Genomic DNA, 23335 nt, shown 5'->3' on the forward strand with positions numbered 1-23335 from the left:
CGGTCAGAGCGAGTCGAGCACTTCCCGCAGCATCGCCATCATCTGATCGATTTCCTGGGTCGTCACGTTCAGCGCCGGCATGAAGCGCAGCAGGTTCGGACGCGCAGCGTTGAGCAGCAGGCCATCGGGCTGCATGAGGCGGGCCTTTTCGACGATCTGCGGGCCGATGTCCTTGCCGAGCAGGAGCGCCCGCAAGAGGCCTTCGCCGCGCTCACCCTCGAAGCCGCGTTCCGCGGACAACTCGATGAGCCGTTCGCGCAGGTACTCGCTGCGCTCACGCACGCCTTCGAGGAAGCCGGGTGCCGTCAGTTGCGAGAGCACGGAGTAGCCGACGGCCGTCATGAGCGGATTGCCGTTGTAGGTGCCGCCTTGATCGCCCGCGTCGAAGCACGCGACGTCGGCCTTCGAGAGCAGCGCGGCGAGCGGTACGCCGCCGCCGATGCCCTTGCCGAGCGTCATGATGTCGGGCTCGATGCCGGACAGCTCATAGGCGAACAGCGTGCCCGCGCGACCGCAGCCGCTTTGCACTTCGTCGACGATCAGCAGTACGTTGTGACGCTGCGTCAATGCTCGCAGCTCGCGCATGAATTCGCGCGTGGCCGGAATCACGCCGCCTTCGCCCTGGATCGGCTCGAGCATGACGGCGACCGTCTTGTCGCCGATCAGTCGCTCGACCGACGCGATATCGTTGAGCTCGGCCTTGGGAAAGCCCGGGACCTGCGGCGCGTAGATCGTGTCCCAGCCGGGTTTGCCGCTCGCGGACATCGTGGCGATCGTCCGTCCGTGGAAGCTGTGATCGAACGTGACGATTTCGTATGCGCCGTTCTTGAATTTCCGGCCCCACTTACGGGCAAGCTTGATCGCGCCTTCGTTGGCTTCCGCGCCGCTGTTGGCGAAGAAGACCTTGTCGAAGACGCTGTATTCGGTGAGCAGGCCGGCGAGCTTTGCCATCGGCTCGTTGTAGAAAGCCGGCGACGGATTGATCAACGTACGTGCCTGCTTTTCGAGCGCTTCGATCATGCCGGGATTGCAGTGACCCAGGCAGTTCACGGCCCAGCCTTGAATGAAATCGAGGTAGCGCTTGCCTTCGCTATCGAAGATCCACGAGCCTTCGCCATGGGTGAAGACGACCTCGGGCCGGTTCGTGATGTACATCAGCGATTGCGTCGGGTATTCATTGAAATGCATGGGGCGCTCCGCGAGAGTGAAGGAAGGCAACGATCCGTAAAAATGAAAAAAGCCACGGGAGTCCGTGGCTTTCGCTGTTTGACCGGGTTTGCGCCTAGCGTTGTTGCTGCGAGGCGCGCATCCGCGACGAGCCGACGGCTTCCCAAGCGGGTAGCGAGCGGCGACGTCGGAAAAGGGTGTGGATGCGGTTCATGCGCGCAAGAATACGACAGCGCGCGCATCGATGCAATCGCTTCGTCATGCCCGCGTTGCGCATCGCCATCGTGCCGGCATATGTCGCGCAATTGAAATTCACGCCGCCGTACGTCACACCGCGTTGGCGAGATCGGCTTCGCTCGTGAACGAGTCGGCGTAGAACTCGTCGGCGGGCAGGCCGTGATGACTCGTGAAGTCGCGCTGTGCCGCTTCGACCATGACCGGCGCGCCGCACGCATAGACCTGATAACCCGAGAGATCGGGCAAGTCCTCGATGACGGCGCGATGCACGAAGCCGGTCCGGCCGCTCCAGGCATCGCTCGAGTCGGGTTCGGACAGCACCGGCACGAACTTGAAGTTCGGGTGATCCTTTTCCCATTGCTGCGCAAGGTCCATCAAATAGAGGTCCTTCTTGCGGCGACCGCCCCAATAGAGCGTCATCGGGCGCTCGAGGTTGCGGTGAAAAGCGTGCTCGATGATCGCCTTGATCGGCGCAAAGCCGGTGCCCGAGGCGAGCAGCACCATCGGCTTCGACGAATCCTCGCGCAGGAAGAACGTGCCGAGCGGGCCTTCGAAGCGAAGGATCTCGCGCTCTTTCATGGTGCCGAAGACGTGATCGGTGAACGTGCCGCCCGGCATGTGACGGATGTGCAACTCGATCGGGCCTTCCTCGTGCGGTGCGTTCGCCATCGAATAGCTGCGGCGCTTGCCGTCCTTCAGGATGAACTCGATGTACTGGCCGGCGAGGTACTGCAGACGCTCGTTGGCGGGCAACTGCAGCTTGAGTACGACGACATCGTCGGCCCGGCGCTCGATGGCATTCACGCGGCACGGCAGCTTCTTGACCTGCATGTCGCCGACGCCGGCGATCTCGCGCACGTCGATGACGAGGTCCGATTGGGCGGTGGCGCAGCAAAAGAGCGCCATCCCGCGCGTCTTTTCGTCGTTCGACAATGCCGACGACGAATGCGAACGCTGTTCGATTTGGCCCGACACGAGCGTGCCTTTGCACGAGCCGCACGCGCCGTTCTTGCAGCCGTACGGCAGGCCGATGTTCTGGCGCAGCGCGGCCGTCAGCACGGCTTCGTCGGGTTCCACTTGAAACTGCCGGCCGCTTTGCCGGAGGGTCACGTTATAGGCCATAGCTTTGCAACGAAGAGATCAATCCAGGGGCCGGCTACAATGCCGGCAATGAGAACCACTCGACTTCTGCGGCGCTCGCGCGTGCTGATCGTCGGATGCGGCGACGTCGGCCTGCGGGCGGCGGGTCTGCTCGCGCGACGCGCCGCGCGAACGCGCGTCATCGCGCTCACGAGCCACGCCGAACGCGCGCCACTGCTGCGCGCCGCGGGCATCACGCCAATCGTCGGCGATCTCGACGTGGCGCGTAGCCTGCGGCGCCTGTCGGGTCTCGCGACGACGGTGCTGCATCTCGCCCCGCCACCGCCCGAGGGCGATACGGACCCGCGCACGCGTGCGCTCGTTGCGGCGCTCACCACGCCGGCGAAGCTACGCGCCGCGCGTGGACCCGTCGCACCGGCGGGGCGGCTGCGGGGCGTCGCCACACGCACGCAGCCATCGGCGGAGCGGCGACAAACGAGTATTGTACCCGACGCCTTTGTCGCGCCGCGGCGCATGCGTCTCGTCTATGCGAGCACGACCGGAGTCTATGGCGATTGCCGCGGCGCCCTGATCGACGAAACGCGGCCCGTCAAGCCTGTCAACGCACGCGCGAAGCGCCGCGTGTGCGCCGAGCGGACATTGCGGCGCGCGACGGCGCGCGGCGCGCTCGCCGCCAGCATCGTCCGGATTCCCGGCATCTATGCAGCTAATCGGCTGCCGCTGGCGCGCATCGAGCGCCGCATGCCGGCGCTCGTCGATGCCGACGACGTCTACACGAACCATATCCATGCCGACGATCTGGCGGCGATCCTGCTGCGCACGCTGGCTCGCGGCGCGGTTTCGCGGGTCTTCCATGCCAGCGACGACAGCGTATTGAAGATGGGGGAGTACTTCGACCGCGTCGCCGATGCGTACGGGCTCGCCCGTGTACCACGTATTTCGCGCCAGCAGGCCGAGCAGCAACTCGAACCCGTGACGCTCTCGTTCATGAGCGAGTCACGGCGCCTCGCCAACCGGCGCCTCGTCCAGGAGTTGCGCGTAAAGCTGCGTTACCCGAGCGTCGACGATTTTCTTGCGACGGTGCGCATCGACCCCGGTCAATGACCGGCAAGCGCGCCGAGCTCGTGCTCGCCGAGCCACTGCCAGCCACCCGGCTCGAGCGTCTCGGGCAGTGCGAGCCCACCGATCCGCTGGCGGTGCAGCGCTTCGCAGCGGTTGCCCGCCGCGGCGATCATGCGCTTCACCTGGTGATACTTGCCTTCGTTGATCGTCAGCTCCAGGCATCGCTCGCCGCGCGCGTGGGCGGCCGCGACGGCGAGCGGCTGACGCTCGCCGTGCAACAAGACACCCCTGCGCAGCGCGGCGAGTTGCGCCTCGTCGAGCGCATGGCGCGTCGTTGCCAGATACGTCTTCGGAACCTTGCGCTTCGGCGACGTATAGGCATGCACGAATTGACCGTCGTCCGACAGGAGCAGCAAGCCGGTGGTGTCTTCGTCGAGTCGCCCGACGCACTGCACGCCTCGCGCCACCAGCGGCGCGGGCAAGAGCGCAAAAACGCTCAGGTGGTGCTGCGGTTCGCGCGAGCATTCGTAGCCGGCCGGCTTGTTGAGCATCAGATAGGCGCGTTCCCGGTACTGCCAGCGGCGGGCGTCCACGTCGAATTCGAGCGCAGCCGTTGCGAACTCCGCGGCGGGCTCCTGGCAAACGGCGCCTCCGATACGCACGCGACCTTCGGCTATCAACGCGCGGCACTGCCGTCGCGAGCCGAAGCCCTGCGTGAAGAGAATGCTTTCGAGGTCCATGGGGCGGCGCGCAAATAATTCGAGCGCATTCTACCAAGCGGCCGGGCGCATCGATCGCCACGCGGCGCGCCGTCTCAACCCGCGATCGTCTTGTAGAGCACGTCCTTTAGCATCGCGAATACGGGGTTGTCGTTGTCGTTGCGATGGACGAACAGCAGCTCGACCGGGCTTGCGGGCGTCGTGCGCACGGGCCGGTAGACGACGCCTTCGAACCGCAGCATGGCTGCCGCTGCGGGAATCAGCGCGACGCCAATGCCCGCGCGCACGAGCGCCAGCATCGAATGAATCTGACTCACGTACTCCACGATATCGGGCAGTACGCCGGCGCGCTCCAGCAGGCCGCTGACGAGCTGATGAAAGTAGCGGGCCTCGTACGGCGAATACATGAGTAGCGGCTTGCCAGCGCAATCGGCGAGCGCAGGCCGCGCGGGCCACTGCTGCGCGGCCGCGGCCGGCAATGCAAGCACGAGTGCTTCGCGCGTACACGGCTGAGCGACGAGTTCGCCGTGCTCGACGGGCGGGCGCAGCAAGCCCACATCGATCTGCCGGGCATCGAGCGCCTCGAGTTGCGCGCCGCTCACCATCTCCTTCAACGTGAGCCTGACGCCCGAGGAGGCCGCTCGGACCGCGCTGACGAGCGAAGGCAGCACCCCGTAGCCCACGGACGCCGTAAAGCCGATCGCGAGCGATCCCGCGGCGCCGGCCGCCACCCGGCGGGCTGTCGCGGCCGCCTCGTCGGCCAGACGCAGGATGCGGGCCGCATCGGGCAGAAAACTGCGGCCCGCAGCGGTGAGCCTCACCGATCGGCTGCTGCGCTCGAACAGCGCGGTGCCGACCTGATGTTCGAGCAGACGGATTTGTCTGCTCAGCGGCGGCTGCGTCATATGGAGCCGTTCGGCGGCCCGTCCGAAATGGAGTTCCTCGGCGACGGCCACGAAACAGCGAAGCTGGCTCAGTTCAAACATCGATTCAAAAGAGGTATTAATCGAGTCAGCCGTTATCTTGGACGTGAATCGTTCTCGGTGCAAGAATCGCCTCATTCTTCGTCAGGAACGCTTTCCACGCGCTATCAACATGACCCGCTATACGCCCACCGAATTCGCCCGCCAGATTGGCACCGGCTTGTTGTCGTTCCCCGTTACGCACTTCAAGGACGATTTGTCGTTCGACGAAAGTGCGTACCGTGCCAATCTCGATTGGCTGTTCAGCCATCCCGCCGCGGGCCTGTTCGCCGCGGGCGGTACTGGCGAGTTCTTTTCGCTGACGCCGGCTGAGGTCAGCCGTGTCGTGCGCGCCGCCGTCGAGGAAACGGGCGGCCGTGTGCCTGTCATCGCGCCGGCCGGCTACGGCACGGCAATGGCCAAGGAGTTCTGCCAATCGGCCGAGGCTGCGGGCGCGGACGGCATTCTGTTGTTGCCGCCTTATCTGACGGAAGCGGCGACCGATGGCGTGGCCGCGCACGTCGAGCAGGTCTGCAATTCGACCAAGCTCGGCGTCATCGTCTATAACCGCGCGAATCAGATTCTCGATGAAGTCGCGCTCGAGCGGCTCGCCGAACGGTGCCCGAACCTGGTCGGCTTCAAGGATGGGGTGGGCGATCTCGAGCTGATGACGCGCATCCACGCGCGCCTCGGCGACCGCTTCACCTACGTCGGCGGGCTGCCGACGGCCGAAACGTTCGCGTTGCCGTACCTCACGCTCGGCGTGACGACGTACTCGTCGGCGATCTTCAACTTCCTGCCGAAGTTCGCGCTCGATTTTTATGCGGCGGTGCGCGCGAACGATCATGCGAAGGTGTACGCCGAACTGAACAAGTTCGTGCTGCCTTACATTGCGCTGCGCAACCGCAAACGCGGCTACGCAGTGTCGATCGTGAAAGCGGGCATGCGTGCGATCGGTCGTCCGGCCGGACCCGTGCGGGCGCCGCTCACGGATCTGACCGAGGCAGAGTTCGCCGAGCTGACGCAGCTCGTGAGCCGCGTGCACGAGGTGCAAGCATGACGGTATCGGGCGAGCTCCTGATCGGAGCGGCGCGCGTCGCCGGCACGGCCGGCTCGTTTCGCGCGATCGAAGCCGCGACCGGTGCGGCACTCGAGCCGGCCTTCACGCTCGCGAGTCTCGACGAAGTGCTGCGAGCCTGCGCGCTCGCCGAGGCCGCCTTCGATATCTACCGCGAGACGACGCCGACGGCGCGAGCCGCGTTTCTCGAAACGATTGCAACCGAAATCGAAGCGCTCGGCGATGAACTGATCGAGCGGGCGATGGCTGAAACGGCATTGCCGCGCGCCCGCCTCGAAGGCGAGTGTGCGCGTACCTGTAATCAACTGAGGCTGTTCGCGCGGCTTGCGAAAAGCGGCGATGCGCTCGATGTGCGCGTCGATCCCGCGCTGCCCGAGCGCAAGCCCCTGCCGCGTGCCGATCTGCGCCTGCGCCGGATTCCGCTCGGGCCGGTCGCCGTATTCGGCGCGAGCAATTTCCCGCTCGCGTTCTCGGTAGCCGGTGGCGACACGGCCGCTGCGCTCGCGGCGGGGTGTCCCGTGATCGTGAAGGCGCACTCGGCGCATCCGGGTACTTCCGCGCTGGTCGGCAGCGCGGTGCAGCGCGCCGTTGCACGCTGCGAACTGCCCGAAGGCGTGTTCTCGCTGCTGTTCGCCGAAAAGGAAAAATCGGGCGCGCTCGTTGCCGACCCGCGTATTCAGGCCGTCGGCTTCACCGGCTCGCGCGCGGGCGGTGTCGCATTGATGCGCATCGCACAGTCGCGCCCCCAGCCCATTCCCGTCTACGGCGAGCTGAGCGCGGTCAATCCGGTCTTTCTGCTGCCGGCTGCGCTCGATGCGCGTGCCGACGCGCTGGGCGCGCAGTTCGTCGATTCGCTGACGCTCGGCGCCGGGCAATTCTGCACGAACCCGGGGCTCGTGCTCGCGATCGACGGTGCCGGCCTGGACCGCTTCCTGAACGCGGCTGAAGCGGCGCTTGCGCAGCGGGCGGCTCAGCCGATGCTGACGCCCGGCATCAGCGAGGCTTATCGGCGCGGCGTCGACCGTCTGGAGCACGAACCGAATGTGCGCTGTGTCGCACGCGGCCTTGACAGCGAGGAGCCGAACCGCGGCCGGGCGGGACTCTTCACGACCGATGCCGACAGCTTTCTCGCTCAGCCTGCGCTGCACGAGGAGATTTTCGGCGCGGCCGCGCTGGTGGTGCGCTGCCGCGACGCGGCGCAACTCGCCGCTGTAGCGCGCTCGCTCGAGGGGCAACTGACGGCGACGCTTCACTTGAACGCGGACGACGCGCGCGATGCCGTACTTGCGCGCACGTTGCTGCCGACGCTCGAACGCAAGGCTGGACGCATTCTCGCGAACGGTTGGCCGACGGGCGTCGAAGTCACGCACGCGATGGTGCATGGCGGCCCGTGGCCGGCAACCACCGACGGGCGTTCGACTTCGGTCGGCACGGCGGCGATCGAGCGCTTCTTGCGGCCCGTTTGCTATCAGGACTTGCCGGATGCGCTGTTGCCCCAGGCATTGCGCGAAGCCAACCCATGGGGCGTGCGACGCCTCGTCGACGGACAACCGGCGCCCGGCGGCGCTTAAGACCGGTCGGCAAACCGGCCGGGCCCAGGCCCGGTCAACGCAAGGCGTGCGCGAGCAATAAGCGAAGCGCCGCCGATAAACGGAGGAGACACATGGAAATCAAGGCCCCCGCTGTCGGAGCCCAGAGCACCCCGACCGCATTGCGCGCGACGCGCGTGCGCTTTTTGATTCTCACGATGTTGTTCATCGTGACGACCATCAACTATGCCGACCGTGCCACGGTCTCGATTGCCGGCTCCGCGATGCAAAAGGACCTCGGCATGAGCGCCGTGCAGCTCGGCTACATCTTCTCGGCTTTTGGCTGGTCCTATGTGATCGCGCAGTTGCCGGGCGGCTGGCTGCTCGACAAGTTCGGTTCGCGGCGCGTCTATGGTGCAAGCATTCTGATCTGGTCGATCTTCACGTTCACGCAGGGCACGATCGGTTTTCTGACCGGCGCGGCCGCCGTGGCCGCCGTGTTCGCACTGCGCTTTCTCGTCGGCGTTGCCGAAGCGCCGGCTTTCCCGGCCAACAGCCGCATCGTCGCAGCCTGGTTCCCCGCGAACGAGCGTGGCACCGCGTCGGCGATCTTCAATTCCGCGCAGTACGCCGCCACGGTCATTTTCGCGCCCATCATGGCGTGGCTCGTGCATAGCTTCGGCTGGCATCATGTGTTCATCGTCATGGGCGTGCTCGGCGTGATCGCCGCCGTCGCCTGGCAGGTGTTCGTGCGCGATCCGAAAGAGCACCCGCGCGTGAACCGCGCCGAGATCGAGTACATCGAGAACGGCGGGGGACTCGTCGATATCGACCGGGCCGTGACCGCCGAGCGCCGCAGCGGCCCGAACATCGCCTACATCAAGCAGTTGCTGCGCAACCGCATGCTGATGGGTATCTATATCGCCCAGTACTGCATCAACGCGCTGACCTACTTTTTCATCACCTGGTTTCCGATCTACCTCGTCCAGGCGCGCGGCATGTCGATTCTGAAGGCGGGCTTCGTCGCCTCGGTGCCCGCGGTGTGCGGCTTTCTCGGCGGCATCCTGGGCGGCATCATCTCCGATGCGCTGCTGCGGCGCGGCGCCTCGCTCTCGATCGCCCGCAAGGTGCCGATCGTGCTCGGGATGCTGCTGTCGATGAGCATGGTCATCTGCAACTATGTCGATGCGCAGGCGGTCGTGGTCGCGTTCATGGCGCTCGCATTCTTCGGCAAGGGACTGGGCGCGCTCGGCTGGGCGGTCAACTCCGATACCGCACCGAAGCAGATCGCCGGCCTTTCGGGCGCCCTCATGAATACGTTCGGCAACCTGTCGAGCATCACGACGCCGATCGCCGTAGGCTATATCGTCGGTCATACGGGTTCGTTCAACGGCGCGCTCGTCTTCGTCGGCTTGCATGGGCTCGTGGCATGTATTTGCTACATCTTCATCGTCGGCAAGATCCAGCGCGTGGAACTGGCGCCGGCACGATGATCGCGAAGCGATGAGCAGACAACGAACACGATAGGAGCGAATCAAGGTGGAGCAGCAAACGACGGACGACGGCAAGCGAGGCAACACACCGCGCGTGACCGGCATGCAGGTGATTCCGGTTGCGGGGCGCGACAGCATGCTGCTGAACCTGTGCGGCGCGCATGGCCCGTTCTTCACGCGCAATCTCGTCGTGCTGAGCGATTCGGCCGGTCGCACCGGTGTCGGTGAAGTGCCGGGCGGCGAGGGGATTCGCGCGGCCCTCGAGCGCGTGAAGCCGCTCGTCATCGACACCGAAATCGGCCGCATGAACGGCACGCTGAACGCGATCCGGCGTGCGCTGGGCGGAGGCGCCGATGCGGCGCATCGCGGCACGGTCTACGAAGTCGGCTCGCAAGCCGAATCCGCCGTGCTGCGCCAGCCGCACGAAATCAATCTGCGGATGGATAACGTCCTGACCGCCGTCGAGGCGGCGCTGCTCGATTCTCTGGGCCAGCACCTGGGCGTGCCGGTGGCCGAGCTGCTCGCGAACGGCCAGCAGCGCGATCGGGTACCGATGCTCGCGTACCTCTTCTATATCGGCGAGCGCCGCAAGACCGACCTGCCGTATCTCGACGGCGCCAGCGCGCGCGACGGCTGGTTGCGCTTGCGTCACGAGGCGGCATTGACGCCGCAGGACATCGCGCGTCTTGCTGAAGCGGCGACCGACCGCTACGGCTTTGCCGATTTCAAGCTGAAGGGCGGTGTCATGGACGGCGACGAGGAAATGCAGGCCATCGCCGCCATCAAGGCCCGTTTTCCGAATGCGCGCGCGACGCTCGATCCGAACGGCGCGTGGTCGCTCGACGAAGCCATTCGGCTGTGCCGCGGGCAATCGCATCTGCTTGCCTATGCCGAAGATCCGTGTGGCCCCGAGAACGGTTACTCGGGGCGCGAGACGATGGCGGAGTTCAAGCGCGCCACGGGTATTCCCACGGCCACGAACATGATCGCGACCGACTGGCGTCAGCTCGGCCATGCCGTTTCGCTGCAAGCCGTCGATATCCCGTTGGCGGACCCGCACTTCTGGACGATGCAGGGCTCCGCACGCGTCGCCCAGTTGACGAGCGAGTGGGGCCTCACCTGGGGCTCGCATTCGAACAACCACTTCGATGTTTCGCTGGCGATGTTCACGCATGTCGCCGCGGCAGCCCCGGGGCCGATTACGGCGATCGATACGCACTGGATCTGGCAGGAGAGCGAAGAGCGGCTCACGCGCGAGCCGCTTCAGATCGTCGGCGGCACCGTGGGGGTGCCCGAGCGGCCGGGTCTCGGCATCGAGATCGACATGGACCGCGTCATGCGGGCTCACGAACTGTACAAGTCGCTCGGCAGCGGTGCGCGTGACGACGCGATGGCCATGCGTTATCTCGTGCCGGGGTGGACCTACGATCCGAAGCGGCCGAGCTTCGGACGCGCGATGCGCGGCGCGAGCGGCGCGTAGTCAACCTCGAACATGCGATAGCAACAGCAACTGCAACTGCAACCGATACACCGATCCATGATGCCGAACGCTTCAAGTAAAACTCCGCTGATCGCGCGCATGCGCGTGGTTCCCGTCGCGGGCCGGGACAGCATGCTGCTCAACCTGAGCGGCGCGCATGGACCGTTCTTCACCCGCAACATCGTCATCGTCGAGGATAGCGACGGCCGTACCGGGCTTGGCGAAGTGCCGGGCGGCGAAGCCATTCGCGCGACGCTCGAAGAGGCCGGCGCGCTGATCGTCGGCACGCCGATCGGCCGCTGGCAGGACGCGCTCAATGCCGTGCGCCGGCGCTTCGCCGATCGCGACGCCGGCGGGCGCGGCAACCAGACCTTCGATCTGCGCGTGACCGTGCACGCCGTGACGGCGATCGAAGCCGCGCTGCTCGACTTGCTCGGCCAGTATCTCGACGTGCCGGTAGCCGCGCTTCTCGGCGAGGGGCAGAAGCGCAGCCACGTGCCGATGCTCGGCTACCTCTTTTATATCGGCGATCGCGGGCGCACGAAGCTCGACTATCGCAGCGAGCCCGAGGCCGATAACGAGTGGTTCCGGCTGCGCAACGAAGTCGCGCTGACGCCCCAGGCAGTCGTGAATCTCGCGGTGGCCGCGCGCGAACGCTATGGTTTCCGCGATTTCAAGCTCAAGGGCGGCGTCCTGCCCGGCGACGAGGAGATCGAGGCCGTGACTGCATTGGCCAAGCGTTTTCCCGATGCGCGCATCACGCTCGATCCGAACGGCGCGTGGCCGTTGGCCGAAGCCATTCGTCTGTGCCGTGACAAGCACGATGTGCTCGCCTACGCGGAAGACCCGTGCGGCGCCGAAGGCGGCTACTCGGGCCGCGAGATCATGGCCGAGTTCCGTCGCGCGACGGGGCTGCCGACGGCGACGAACATGATCGCGACCGACTGGCGCCAACTCGGCCATGCCGTATCGCTGCAATCGGTCGATATCCCGCTGGCCGATCCGCATTTCTGGACGATGCGCGGCTCGGTGCGCGTTGCCCAACTGTGCGCCGAATGGGGGCTCACCTGGGGCTCGCATTCGAACAACCATTTCGATATTTCGCTCGCGATGTTCACGCATGTCGCGGCGGCCGCGCCCGGCAACATCACCGCGATCGACACGCACTGGATCTGGCAGGACGGCCAGCGGTTGACGCGGGCACCGTTCGAGATCGTCGAAGGTCAGGTGGCGGTGCCCGAGCGCGGTGGCCTCGGTATCGAACTCGACGAGCAAGCGCTTGCCGAGGCGCATGCGCTGTATCTCGAGCATGGGCTCGGCAGCCGCGACGACGCTGTCGCGATGCAATACCTGATCCCGGGCTGGACGTTCGACAACAAGCGCCCGTGTCTCGTACGCTGAGCGCATGCATACCCGCCTGCCTGTCGCGTTCGCGATAGCCATTCGGCCGACAGACAGGCACTGAAGCAGTCACGATGGAGTCTCAAGCAATGTCCGCTTCCACCACCGCGCCCGAGCAGACCGCCGAGGGCGCGCTCACGATCCGCGTCGACGAGCGCGACAACGTTGCGATCGTCGTCAATGCCCGCGGGCTGCCCGCCGGCACGACGCTTGCCGACGGCACCGTCCTCGCGCAGGGCGTGCCGCAAGGGCACAAGGTCGCCCTCGCCGATCTGGCGGAGGGCGACGCCGTGGTCCGCTACGGCGAGATCATCGGCTATGCCGCGAAGGCGCTGCCGCGCGGTAGCTGGGTAGACGAGCACGCCGTGCAGTTGCCGCAGCCGCCGGCGCTCGATGCGCTGCCGCTCGCCACGCGGGCCGCTCCCGATTTGCCGCCGCTCGAAGGCTACACGTTCGAGGGTTATCGCAATGCCGACGGGACCGTCGGCACGAAGAACGTCCTCGGCATCATGACGAGCGTGCAGTGCGTGGCCGGCGTCACCGATTACGTCGTCGAGCGCATCAAGCGCGAGTTGCTGCCGCGCTATCCGAACGTGGACGACGTCGTCGCGCTCACGCACACCTATGGCTGCGGCGTCGCGATCAACGCGCCGGCCGCGATCGTGCCGATCCGCACGTTGCAGAACCTCGCCGTGAATCCGAACTTCGGCGGCGAAGTGATGGTGATCGGCCTCGGCTGCGAAAAGCTCGTGCCCGAGCGGCTCGTTCCGTCGGAGCTCGCGCCGGGCGGCCGCATCCCCATCGAAGTGGCCGGCAAGCCCGAATCGCCTGTGCTGTCGCTGCAAGACGAGGCGTATCACGGTTTCGGCGAGATGGTCGATGCGATCCTCGAGATGGCCGACAAACGCCTTGCGCGCCTGAACGAGCGCCGGCGCGAGACCTGTCCTGCCTCCGATCTCGTGATCGGCGTGCAGTGCGGCGGCAGCGACGCGTTTTCGGGCGTGACGGCCAATCCGGCGGTCGGCTATGCGGCCGATCTGATCGTGCGCGCGGGCGGCACGGTGATGTTTTCCGAAGTGACCGAAGTGCGCGATGCGATTCATCTGCTGACGCCGCGTGCCATCGATGAAGACGTCGGTCGGGCGCTCTTGCGCGAGATGGCCTGGTACGACGACTACCTGAGCGGCGGGCGCGCGGACCGCAGCGCGAATCCGTCGCCCGGCAACAAACGCGGCGGCTTGTCGAACGTCGTCGAAAAGGCGCTGGGTTCGATCGTCAAGTCGGGCACGAGCCCGATCGTCGACGTGCTCGGCCCGGGCGAGAAGATGCGGCGCAAGGGTCTCATCTTTGCCGCCACGCCGGCGAGCGATTTCGTCTGCGGCACGCTGCAGCTTGCCTCCGGCATCAACCTGCAGGTCTTCACGACGGGCCGCGGCACGCCTTACGGCCTGGCGATGGCGCCCGTCATCAAGGTGTCCACACGCAAGGCGCTGTCCGAGCGCTGGCACGATCTGATCGATCTCGACGCGGGCCGCATCGCGACGGGCGAGGCCAGCATCGCCGACATCGGCTGGGAGCTGTTCCGCATGATCCTCGACGTGGCGAGCGGCAAGCGCGAGGTCTGCGCCGACAAGCTCGGCTTGCGCAACGACCTCGTGCTTTTCAACCCGGCCCCGGTAACCTGATCCAGAGCTGCTCAGAGCTGCTCAGAGCTGATTCGACATGACGACTGAAACTCTCACGACCGCGGACCCGCTCTCGGGTGTCAGCACACATTGCGGGCGCATCCTGCTCACGGGCGCGGCGGGCAACCTCGGGCGCGTGCTGCGCGAGCGCCTCACCCGATATTGCGACGTGCTGCGCTCGTCGGACTTGGGCCCGATCGCCGAACTGCACGACGGCGAAGAATCGATGCCTTGCGATCTGGCCGATGCCGCGGCGATCGACGCGCTCGTGCGCGGCTGCGATGCGATCGTTCACTTCGGTGGCGTATCGGTCGAGCGACCGTTCGAAGAGATTCTCCCGGCGAACATCCAAGGCACCTACAACCTTTACGAAGCGGCGCGCCGACATGGCGTACGGCGCATCGTCTTCGCGAGCTCGAACCACGTCACCGGCTTTTACCGCCAGGACGAAGTCGTGAGCCCCGAAGACGCGCCGCGTCCCGACGGCTACTACGGTGTTTCCAAGGCGTTCGGCGAGCAGCTCGCGCGTTTTTACTTCGATCGCTACGGCATCGAATCGGTCTGCGTGCGTATCGGCTCGTCGTTTCCGGAGCCGAAGGATCGCCGCATGCTGACGACCTGGCTCGGTTACGACGACCTCGAGCAGCTCGTGCGCCGTGCGATGTTCGTGCCGGAGGTGGGCTGCCTGATCGTGTACGGCGTGTCGGCCAATCGCGACTGGTGGTGGGACAACGACGCGGCCGCCGCGCGTATCGGCTATGTGCCGGCACAAACGAGTGAACCGTGGCGCGCACGCATCGAGAACGAGCAGCCGCCGCTTGCAGAGACCGATCCGGTGCGCCGCTTTCAAGGCGGCGCGTTCGTCATCGCCGGCCCGTTCGGAGACTAGGGCGATGCGGCCAACGGTATCGATCGAGCGTGTCGGCGCAATGCGGTGCGAGGTCGGCGAAAGCCCGGTCTGGCATGCGGGCGAGCTCGCGCTTTACTGGACCGACATTCCGCGCCGCATGCTGTGGCGCTGGCGCGCCGATGCGGACGCCATCGAGCAGTGGGCGCTGCCCGAAATGGCGGGCTCGATCGCCATCACGGACGACGACGGCATTCTGTTGGCGATGGAATCGGGAATCTACCGCGTGCCGCGTCCCGACGCGGGCGCGCCGCTCGGCGAGTGCACGTTGCTCGCGCGCGTCTCTCATCCGCGTGGCGATATGCGCTTCAATGACGGACGATGCGATCCGCGCGGCCGCTTCATTGCCGGTACCATGGTCCTCGATACGACGCTCGCGATGCCGGTTGGTACGCTGATGCGGCTCGATGCAGGCGCGGGGTTCACCGCGCTCGTCGACGGACTCATCGTCTCGAACGGCCTTGCGTTCAGCCCGGACGGACGTACGAAGTACTTGTCGGACTCGCATGCGAGCCGGCAGATCGTATGGGCCTTCGATTACGACATCGACACGGGCGAGCCGCACCGCCGGCGCGTGTTCGTCGACATGATCGTGCACGCGGGCCGGCCCGACGGCGCGTCGGTGGACGCCGACGGCTGCTACTGGATCTGCGGCAACGATGCGGGCGTCGTGCATCGTTTCACGCCCGCCGGCAAGCTCGATCGCAGCATCGAAGTGCCCGTTGCGAAGCCGTCCATGTGCGCATTCGGCGGCACGCATCTCGATACGCTCTTCGTCACATCGATCGTGCAGGCTGGCGATCCGCTTTCGGGCGCTGTGTTCGCGTTGAACCCCGGGATCAAGGGACTGCACGAACCGCTAGCGCGTCTTCAACCACGCCGCGAAGTTGAAAGGGCAACGAGCGGCACTCCATAACCGATAACCGCAAAGAGGCAATCGAGACCATGTTCAAAAACGGAGGAGACATGAAAAGTACGCATTTCGCGCGACGAGCAGGCCATCTCGCGGCCGCAGTTTGTTTTTCGCTCGCGGCCGCGGCTGCGTCGGCCGAACCGGTCACGCTCAACATCGTCGATGTGGCCGGCAATCTGGCGCTGACGAAACCGGGCTTCGAGGCGTTCAAGCAAGCGAACCCGAACCTCGTCAGCAACATCACGTACACGAACGCGCCGGCGCCGCAATTGCCGGGCAAGATCAAGGCGATGCAAGGCGCGGGCCGCTCGGATATCGACCTCGTGTTGACCGGCACCGACGCGCTCGCGGCCGGTATCGAGCAGAAGCTGTGGATGACGCTGCCCGAGGACATGATCAAGAACGCGAATGCCAAGTACTCGCCGGGTCCGAAAGAAATGCAAAAACTCGCGCAAGGCGAGGGTCTCGAAGTGACGTTCATGCCGGCTGGACCGCTTGTCGAATACAACCCCGACAAGGTCCCGCCGAACGAAGTGCCAAAGACGCCCGAGCAACTGCTCTCGTGGTGCAAGGCGCATCCGAACAAACTGATCTATGCGCGCCCGGCCAACTCGGGCCCGGGCCGTACGTTCCTGATGGGCCTGCCGTACATCCTCGGCGACAAGGATCCGCAGGATCCGATCAAGGGCTGGGACAAGACCTGGGCGTTCCTCAAGCAGCTGAACGAGTGCGTGCCGTACTACCCGGGCGGCACCTCTGCCGTCATGAAGGAACTCGGCGAAGGCACGCGTGACATGACCGTCACGGTAACGGGCTGGGACATCAACCCGCGCGCGCTCGGCGTCGTGCCGGCCGCATTCAAGGTGCAGCCGTTCGACAACATGAAGTGGGTCAACGATGCGCACTACATGGTCATTCCGAAGGGCGTGGACAAGGCGAAGGTGGAAGTGCTCGAGAAGATGATGACCTTCATGCTCGAGAAGCCGCAGCAGGCAATGACTTACGACGACGGCTACTTCTATCCGGGCCCCGCGATCGACGGCTTGACGCCTTCCGACGCTCCCGAGAAGAGCCGGATCGTGTTGCAGAAGTTCGGTCGGCCCGAGTATGGCGGCTGGCTCAAGAAGTACCCGAACGTTCAGCCGCTGCCGGCCGAGAAGATGGTCGAGGCGTTCAAGAAGTGGGACACCGAGATCGGTGCGCAGAAGAAGTAATCTCGAAGTGAACGCGGCGGGGTAGCGCGAGCCGCCCCGCCGGCCAGATGTCAGTCAGGAAATCATCATGAAGCATACTTTCGATCGGTTGCGTCTCAACTCGGTGTGCCGCAGCTTCGCTAATGCCGAAGGCGCTCACGTCGCGGCGCTTCAAGGGCTCGATCTTGCGATCGAGCGCGGCGAGTTCATCGCACTGCTCGGACCGTCGGGCTGCGGTAAATCGACGGCACTCAACTGCATCGCCGGCCTTCAGCCGTTGACCGGCGGCGAAATCTGGCTGGACGACAAGCGAATCGACGTGCTGCCGCCGGAAAAGCGCGGCTTCGGCATGGTCTTTCAGAACTACGCGCTCTTTCCGCATATGAGCGTGCTCGAGAACGTCGGGTTCGGTCTGCGCATGCGCGGCGCGCCCAAAGCCGAAATCGAGCGCCGTGCGCGTGCGGCTTTGCAGCTCGTGCAACTCGTCGGCCACGAGCACAAGCTGCCGGGACAGCTCTCGGGCGGTCAGCAGCAGCGTGTCGCGATTGCCCGCGCGATCGTCATCGAGCCTCCCGTCGTGCTGATGGACGAGCCGCTGTCGAACCTCGACACGAAGCTGCGCATCGAGATGCGCGCAGAAATCCGTCGCATTCACGGCGAGCTCGAGCGTGCGACGATTTACGTTACGCACGATCAGGACGAAGCGCTTTCGATGGCCGATCGCATCGTCGTGATGAAAGAGGGCGTCGTGCAGCAGGTGGCGTCGCCCAAGGAAATCTACGGCCGGCCGAAGAACCTGCATGTCGCGCGGTTCATGGGCTATCGCAATGTCGTCGGCTGTATGCTCGAAGGCGCCGTGGGCGAGGGCGTGGCTGTCGCCGCGGGCGGCGTCAGGTTCGTGGCCACGCCGATGGAAGAGTTCGACGCGAAATCCGCAATGCTTGCCATTCGCCCCGAAGACCTCGTTCGTGCGCAGCCCGGTTCGACGAACGCTTTCGACGTCGACGTCGAAGTGGTCGAATACGGCGGCCGCGATTCGCTGCTCTTCGTCAAGGCGCCGTTCGGCAGGCTTTGGGCACGTGTGGAAGGCGAATTCGCGGAAGGCGAGCGTGTCACGCTTGCCATTGCCAGCGAGCGCGCGCTCGTCTATCGCGAGGAGCGCTAAATGAACGACCCCCACGCTTACTATCGTTCGCTGCCCCCCGCGGGGGCCGATGCCTCCCTTGGGGCGGCCCTGCGGGAGGCATCATGAGTATGCTTTCGCTTTCGGGGCCGCGTGACGCGAAAGGATGGCTCGTCACGCCGGCACTCGGGTTCATTCTGGCGCTGTTCATCTATCCGTTCGCGTACGGGCTCGTGCTGTCGTTTCAGCCGATGAACGGCGGCGGTGTGCTGGCGAACTACGTTACGTTCTTCACCGACAGCGCGATGTGGCCGACGATCTTCGTCACGCTGAAGCTTGCGGTGCCGGCGACGCTCGTCAACGTCGGCTTGTCTGTGCCGGTCGCGTTCTCGTTGCGGCGCAAATCGCGGTACCAGAAGTTCGTGACCACGCTGCTCGTGATTCCGGTCACGCTCGGCACGGTGCTGATCGCCGACGGCATGCTCACCTACTTTTCGCCGAATGGCTGGTTCACGCAGGGCGTGCAAGCGCTGCACATGTATGGCGACGAAGTGCGGCTCACGCATAACTACTGGGGCGTGCTCATTTCGCTCATCGTCTCGGGCTTTCCGTTCGCGTTCCTGCTTACGCTGTCGTACGTGAGCGGCATCGACCCGACGCTGGCGCGTGCCGCGGCGACGCTGGGCGCGAATCCGTGGCAGCAGTTTCGGCAGATCTATCTGCCGCTGCTCGTGCCCGGTCTCACGATGGCCGCGTGCCTCTCGTTCGTGCAGGCGTTCTCGGTCTTTCCGTCGGCCGTTCTGCTCGGCGCGCCGGCAGGGCCCACGCGTGTGATTTCGATCGCTGCCGCCGAGGCCGCCTTCGAAAGCTATGATTACTCGCTCGCCTCGACCATTGCGATCTTGATGGGCTTCGTGCAATTGCTGGTGGTGGGAGGCATGCTGGGTGCGCGGCGCTTCTTCTACACCGGGCCGGTGACGGGAGGAAAAGGATGATGGCGACCGACAATCAAACCGCTCGCGCGATATCGATGCCGGAGACGACCGGCTCGCGCGGCGCCGGCTCCAACTCCAACGCGCAGCCCGAACGCAAGCATACCGAGAGCCTCGGTGGCCGTGTCTGGAAGGTCATCGTGCGCGGGACGATGGCGTTTTTCCTGCTCAACGTGCTGTTGCTGATCGCGACTGTCGCGGTGAACTCCGTGGCGACGCGCTGGTTCGGTACGCTGCTGCCGCAGGGCTTCACGCTGCACTGGTACGCGCAGGCATGGAGCGACTTCCAGCTCTCGAGCGTGCTGTGGGTGACCGTCGAGGTCGTCGGCGCCGTAGTGCTGCTGTCGATCGCGCTCGGTGTGCCGGCCGCGTACGCGCTGGCGCGCGCAACGTTTCCCGGTAAGCGTCTCGTCATGCTGATGTTCCTGCTGCCGCTGATGGTGCCGCCCGTGACGTACGGCATTCCGATGGCGACCGTGATGTACAAGGTCGGCCTCGCAGGCACGCTGGCCGGGGTGATTCTGGCCAACCTGGTACCCGCGTTGCCGTTCGTCATTCTCGTCATGACGCCGTTCATCGAACAGCTCGATCCGAACCTCGAAGCCGCCGCGCGCATCTTCGGCGCCAACACGGCGCGGTACTTCCGCCATGTGCTGCTGCCGTTGCTGGTGCCCGGTATGTTGGCGGCGGGTCTGCTCGTGCTCGTGCGCACGATCGGGATGTTCGAGTTGACCTTCTTTACGGCCGGGCCGAACACGCAAACGCTCGTGGTGGCGCTTTACTACGCGGTGTTTTCAACCGGTGTGCGCGCGCCGCAATCGATCGACGCGATGGCGATGATCTACATGGCCATCACGCTCATATGGGTCGTGATCGCGCTGCAGTTCGTGAGCCCGACGCAGTTGGTCTCACGGGTGAAAGAGCAACGCTAGTACCTTGGCGGGAGCCGGTGTTCGACCGGCTCCCGCGCCTTCCTCTCCCTCGGAATCCTTTCCATCGCTCCCTGATCGCGGCCGTGCGGCCGGTTATCGGACTGTTTCCGCTTGGTTGAACCAACGGAAACAGTCCGATATTTCATCTCCGCGCTCACCGATGACCCGTTACTCCTAAAAATAGCGCCTTTCGCATACGTCAAACGGGCACGCGACGGCCGGCCACGATGTCAACCTCACTTCGTCGCAGACGATACGCGACGTCGACGAGGCGCATCGGCATAAGGGCAACAGCAGCTGGTTTTCGTCGAAGACGATCTCGACGCGCAATGCGCTGTCGGAAACCACGAACCAGGCCACGACGTTTTCGGGCAACACGGCCTATGTGCAGGCCGGCAACGATATCAACTTGAAGGGCAGCAATGTCGTCTCGACGGACGGCACGGCGCTCGTTGCCGCGCACGACGTGAACATCGACGCTGCCACCGATTCGCTGACCGAACGGCACTTCCGGAAGGAGACGAAGACGGGGCTTTTCGGCAATGGAGGAATGAGCTTCACCGTTGGCACGCAACAGCAAAGCCAGGATAACGCGGACGCCCGGACCACGGTGTCGGGGTCAACCGTGGGCGCGACGAACGGCAAGGTCGCGATCAAGGCGGGCAATCGCTATACCCAGACGGGTAGCGACGTGGTGGCGCTGGGCGGCGATGTCGAAATCGACGCGAAGAAAGTCGCCATCCTGGCGGCCGAAGAAACGAGTCACAGCACGCAGGAAACTGTGTTCAAGCAATCGGGGCTGACTGTGTCGGTGACGGCGCCTGTGATTGCTGCGGTACAGACGGCCGGACAGATGAAACATGCGGCGGGTCAGACGTCGGATCCGCGCATGAAAGCGTTGGCGGGCGCGGCAACGGCGCTGGCGGCCAAGAATGCGGCCGATGCGGTGGCGTCCGATCCGAAATCGGGTGGGGGCGTCAATATCGCGATCACGGTGGGCGGATCCACGAGCCGTAGCAAGACGACGGAAGACACCGTTCAGGCGGTCGGCTCTAACGTGGCGGCGGGGGGCAACGTGACGATTCGCGCCACCGGCGCGGACCAGGATTCGACGTTGACCGTGCAGGGCAGTGAGATCAAAGGCGGGGGCAACGTGAAGTTGAAGGCCGACGGCGAGATTCAGCTGCTGGCGGCGGATAACACGCACGAGTTGCACCGTACGAGCAGCAGCGCGAGCGGCGGCGTTGGGGTGGCGGTCAGCGTCAGCTCGCAAGGCGCGTCGGTGGGCGTGACGGCGAATGCGAGCGGCTCGCGCGGCAGAGCCGACGGCACCGATGTGACGTGGACGAATACGCATGTATCCGCGGGTAAGAAGCTGATACTGGAATCGGGCGGAGATACGACGCTGCGCGGAGCGATGGCAAGCGGCGAGCAGGTGGTGGCTCATGTGGGTGGCGACCTGAACATCGAGAGCTTGCAGGACGTAAGCGGTTATCGCAGCAAGGATCAGTCGATCGGGGGCAGCGTGACGGCGGGCGCGGGCGTGTCGGCGAGCGCGAATATCGGTCAGCAGAAGATGAAGAGCGACTTTGCGAGCGTGATGGAGCAGTCAGGGATCAAGGCCGGCGACGCGGGTTTTCAGATCGATGTGAAGGGCAATACGGATTTGAAGGGCGGTGCGATTACGAGCACGGAGAAAGCTGTCGCGGATGACGTCAACAGCTTGGTGACAGCGACGCTGACCACGAGCGACATCGAGAACCGGGCAGAATACAACGCGAGCAGCTTTGCGGTAGGAGGCGGTTACAGCTTCAGCGGCGGGGGCACGGCGTCGGGCGGTGACAAGGGTAATACGGCGGCGGGTGGTGTCGGCACGAACCAGCAGGGGCAGGCGACGACGGGTGGCGACAAGGTCCCGGGGAACAACGTGGCAACGTCGGGCAATTGGAGTGCGACGCCGCCGGCGGCGATGGCTGCGTCGGGTAGCGGTAGCAGCACGACGGTGAGCGGGGTCAGCGGCGGAGCGATTCGTATCACCGACGATGCGAAGCAGCGGGCGCTCACGGGCAAAGGGGCTGACGAGATTGTCGCTAGCGTGAATCGCGATGTGACGACCGAGCATGACGGGACCAACGCGTTGACGCCGATCTTCGACGAGAAGGAGATTCGGGCGGGCTTCGAAATCGTCGGGGCGTTGCAAAGGGAGACGGGGACGTTCCTGGCGAATCGGGCGAAGGCAGCGAGCGAAGCACAGCGGGAGCTGGACAGCGAAAAGGCCAAGCCGGAGGGTGATCGAGACACTGAGCGGATGGCGCAATTGACGCAGGTGCTCGAGGAGAGTGCGACCTGGGGGCCGGGTGGGGCTGGGCGTCGGGTGCTGACTGCGTTGACGGCGGCGGCAGGAGGGAACGTGACGGGCGCGACGAGCCAGTTTGTGCAGGCGGCTGGGGCGACGTATTTGCAGACGCTGGGTGCGGAGCAGATCAAGGCGTTGTCGCCGTATCTGGGTGGCGAGGGGAGCGCGGCGCATACGGCGCTGCATGCGGTGCTGGGGTGCGCGGGAGGGGCGGCGTCGGGGGGAGAGTGTGGGGCGGGGGCGTTGGGCGCGTCGGCCGGGGTGGTGCTCAATAGCGTGTTGGATCAGGCGAGCCGGACGGAGGGGCTGGATCCGAGCGAGAAGGACGCTCGCGCGAATTTGGTGGCGTCGCTGGTGGCGGGGGTAGCTCAGGCGATGGGGGCCGATAGTGCCCAGGCGGTGACGGCTGCGCAGGTGGAGACGTTATACAACAGGCAGTTGCATGACGAGGAGAAGCAAACCATTAGAAAAGCCGCCGGCGGTGACGAGGAGCTGGAGAAGCGGCTAACGAAAGCAGCCTGTTATGAGGTGAAATGCTGGGCGCAGTACAAGCCCGGCAGCGCCGAGTACATGGCGAACTACGTGAGTCACCTCGAGGCGTCGCAATTGCAAGCGGAGAATGATTGGATCAACGATCAGAAGCAGGCGGGGCTGTTCGACTATACGTTTGGTCAGAAGGTCGGCGATGCTGTAAAGAGTGATCCGGTCGGCGTTGCTAGGGATTTGGCGAAGGTTGGAACTGGACTCGCGGCAGCTAACAGCTTGCTGAAATACCCCTCGTCAGCGAGCGCGTACCTTTCGTCGGCTCGTCGAGCCAGTCGATTTTTCGGGATATGGAAATCTGGGCCTCATTTCAGGGATTTCTGATGGTCTGAGGCGGGTCTGTCAGAAATTTCGTGTTCAAGGCATATGATGCTCCCCAGGAGAAAATATGCCTCGCAAACCCAAGACCCCACCGGTAGAGCTGCCGGCGATTCCTGCTGAACTTCTTGAGCAGTTCGGCAA

The 23335-nt window shown here is 65.1% G+C and carries 18 protein-coding genes; 14 read left to right on the top strand and 4 right to left on the bottom strand.

Annotated features, from left to right (window positions below):
• Positions 1–3: 3 nt before the first annotated feature.
• Together GWC77_RS18255 and GWC77_RS18260 are read right to left on the bottom strand one after the other, a co-directional pair.
• Positions 4–1188: an acetylornithine transaminase gene (locus tag GWC77_RS18255; RefSeq protein ID WP_173259280.1), complete on the bottom strand. Its 1185-nt coding sequence runs from the start codon at positions 1186–1188 to the stop codon at positions 4–6.
• Positions 1189–1494: 306 nt separating this feature from the next.
• A complete protein-coding gene (locus GWC77_RS18260; protein ID WP_173259282.1) occupies positions 1495–2526 on the bottom strand; it encodes a CDP-6-deoxy-delta-3,4-glucoseen reductase in 1032 nt (343 codons plus the stop codon).
• A gap of 48 nt (positions 2527–2574) precedes the next feature.
• Here GWC77_RS18260 and GWC77_RS18265 point away from each other — a divergent pair, with 48 nt between their 5' ends.
• Positions 2575–3609 (top strand): NAD-dependent epimerase/dehydratase family protein, encoded by a 1035-nt coding sequence (locus GWC77_RS18265; RefSeq protein WP_173259284.1) that lies wholly within the window; start codon positions 2575–2577, stop codon positions 3607–3609.
• Here the strand turns inward: GWC77_RS18265 and GWC77_RS18270 are convergent.
• Entirely contained in the window at positions 3603–4307 is a 705-nt protein-coding gene (locus GWC77_RS18270) for a 16S rRNA pseudouridine(516) synthase (RefSeq protein ID WP_173259286.1), read from the bottom strand. The genes GWC77_RS18265 and GWC77_RS18270 overlap by 7 nt on opposite strands.
• A 74-nt stretch (positions 4308–4381) precedes the next feature.
• Positions 4382–5272, bottom strand: a complete 891-nt coding sequence (locus GWC77_RS18275; RefSeq protein ID WP_217283324.1) for a LysR family transcriptional regulator — start codon at positions 5270–5272, stop codon at positions 4382–4384.
• Positions 5273–5381: 109 nt separating this feature from the next.
• Between GWC77_RS18275 and kdgD the strand changes: the two genes are divergently transcribed.
• The 13 genes from kdgD to GWC77_RS18340 all read left to right on the top strand — a co-directional run bounded on the left by kdgD (position 5382) and on the right by GWC77_RS18340 (position 23197).
• Positions 5382–6308 carry a 5-dehydro-4-deoxyglucarate dehydratase gene (gene kdgD / locus GWC77_RS18280; protein WP_173259290.1) on the top strand — a complete coding sequence of 309 codons (927 nt, stop codon included), beginning with the start codon at positions 5382–5384 and terminating at the stop codon, positions 6306–6308.
• A complete protein-coding gene (locus GWC77_RS18285) occupies positions 6305–7897 on the top strand; it encodes an aldehyde dehydrogenase (NADP(+)) (protein ID WP_173259291.1) in 1593 nt (530 codons plus the stop codon). The genes kdgD and GWC77_RS18285 overlap by 4 nt, the downstream gene beginning before the upstream one ends.
• Before the next feature lie 92 nt (positions 7898–7989).
• The gene (locus GWC77_RS18290) at positions 7990–9348 is read left to right on the top strand and encodes an MFS transporter (RefSeq protein WP_173259293.1); all 1359 of its coding nucleotides are present in this window, start codon (positions 7990–7992) and stop codon (positions 9346–9348) included.
• Positions 9349–9394: 46 nt separating this feature from the next.
• Positions 9395–10828, top strand: coding sequence for an enolase C-terminal domain-like protein (locus GWC77_RS18295; RefSeq protein WP_367949061.1), 1434 nt, complete (start codon positions 9395–9397; stop codon positions 10826–10828).
• A 57-nt stretch (positions 10829–10885) separates the two neighbouring features.
• Positions 10886–12229: a glucarate dehydratase gene (gene gudD / locus GWC77_RS18300; protein ID WP_173259295.1), complete on the top strand. Its 1344-nt coding sequence runs from the start codon at positions 10886–10888 to the stop codon at positions 12227–12229.
• 89 nt (positions 12230–12318) lie between these two features.
• Positions 12319–13914 carry a galactarate dehydratase gene (gene garD, locus GWC77_RS18305; RefSeq protein WP_173259297.1) on the top strand — a complete coding sequence of 532 codons (1596 nt, stop codon included), beginning with the start codon at positions 12319–12321 and terminating at the stop codon, positions 13912–13914.
• A 37-nt stretch (positions 13915–13951) separates the two neighbouring features.
• Positions 13952–14803: an NAD(P)-dependent oxidoreductase gene (locus tag GWC77_RS18310; protein ID WP_173259299.1), complete on the top strand. Its 852-nt coding sequence runs from the start codon at positions 13952–13954 to the stop codon at positions 14801–14803.
• Between the two features lie 4 nt (positions 14804–14807).
• Positions 14808–15737: an SMP-30/gluconolactonase/LRE family protein gene (locus GWC77_RS18315; protein WP_173259301.1), complete on the top strand. Its 930-nt coding sequence runs from the start codon at positions 14808–14810 to the stop codon at positions 15735–15737.
• A gap of 50 nt (positions 15738–15787) precedes the next feature.
• Entirely contained in the window at positions 15788–16948 is a 1161-nt protein-coding gene (locus GWC77_RS18320; protein WP_173259303.1) for an extracellular solute-binding protein, read from the top strand.
• A 67-nt stretch (positions 16949–17015) separates the two neighbouring features.
• A complete protein-coding gene (locus GWC77_RS18325; RefSeq protein ID WP_173259305.1) occupies positions 17016–18092 on the top strand; it encodes an ABC transporter ATP-binding protein in 1077 nt (358 codons plus the stop codon).
• 83 nt (positions 18093–18175) lie between these two features.
• Positions 18176–19045: an ABC transporter permease gene (locus GWC77_RS18330; protein WP_173259307.1), complete on the top strand. Its 870-nt coding sequence runs from the start codon at positions 18176–18178 to the stop codon at positions 19043–19045.
• 35 nt (positions 19046–19080) lie between these two features.
• Positions 19081–19974 carry an ABC transporter permease gene (locus GWC77_RS18335; protein WP_254367026.1) on the top strand — a complete coding sequence of 298 codons (894 nt, stop codon included), beginning with the start codon at positions 19081–19083 and terminating at the stop codon, positions 19972–19974.
• A 334-nt stretch (positions 19975–20308) separates the two neighbouring features.
• Positions 20309–23197, top strand: a complete 2889-nt coding sequence (locus GWC77_RS18340; RefSeq protein ID WP_217283325.1) for a hemagglutinin repeat-containing protein — start codon at positions 20309–20311, stop codon at positions 23195–23197.
• The last annotated feature ends 138 nt before the right edge of the window (positions 23198–23335 follow it).

This window comes from Paraburkholderia sp. NMBU_R16, assembly GCF_013282575.1.
Lineage (GTDB): Bacteria > Pseudomonadota > Gammaproteobacteria > Burkholderiales > Burkholderiaceae > Trinickia.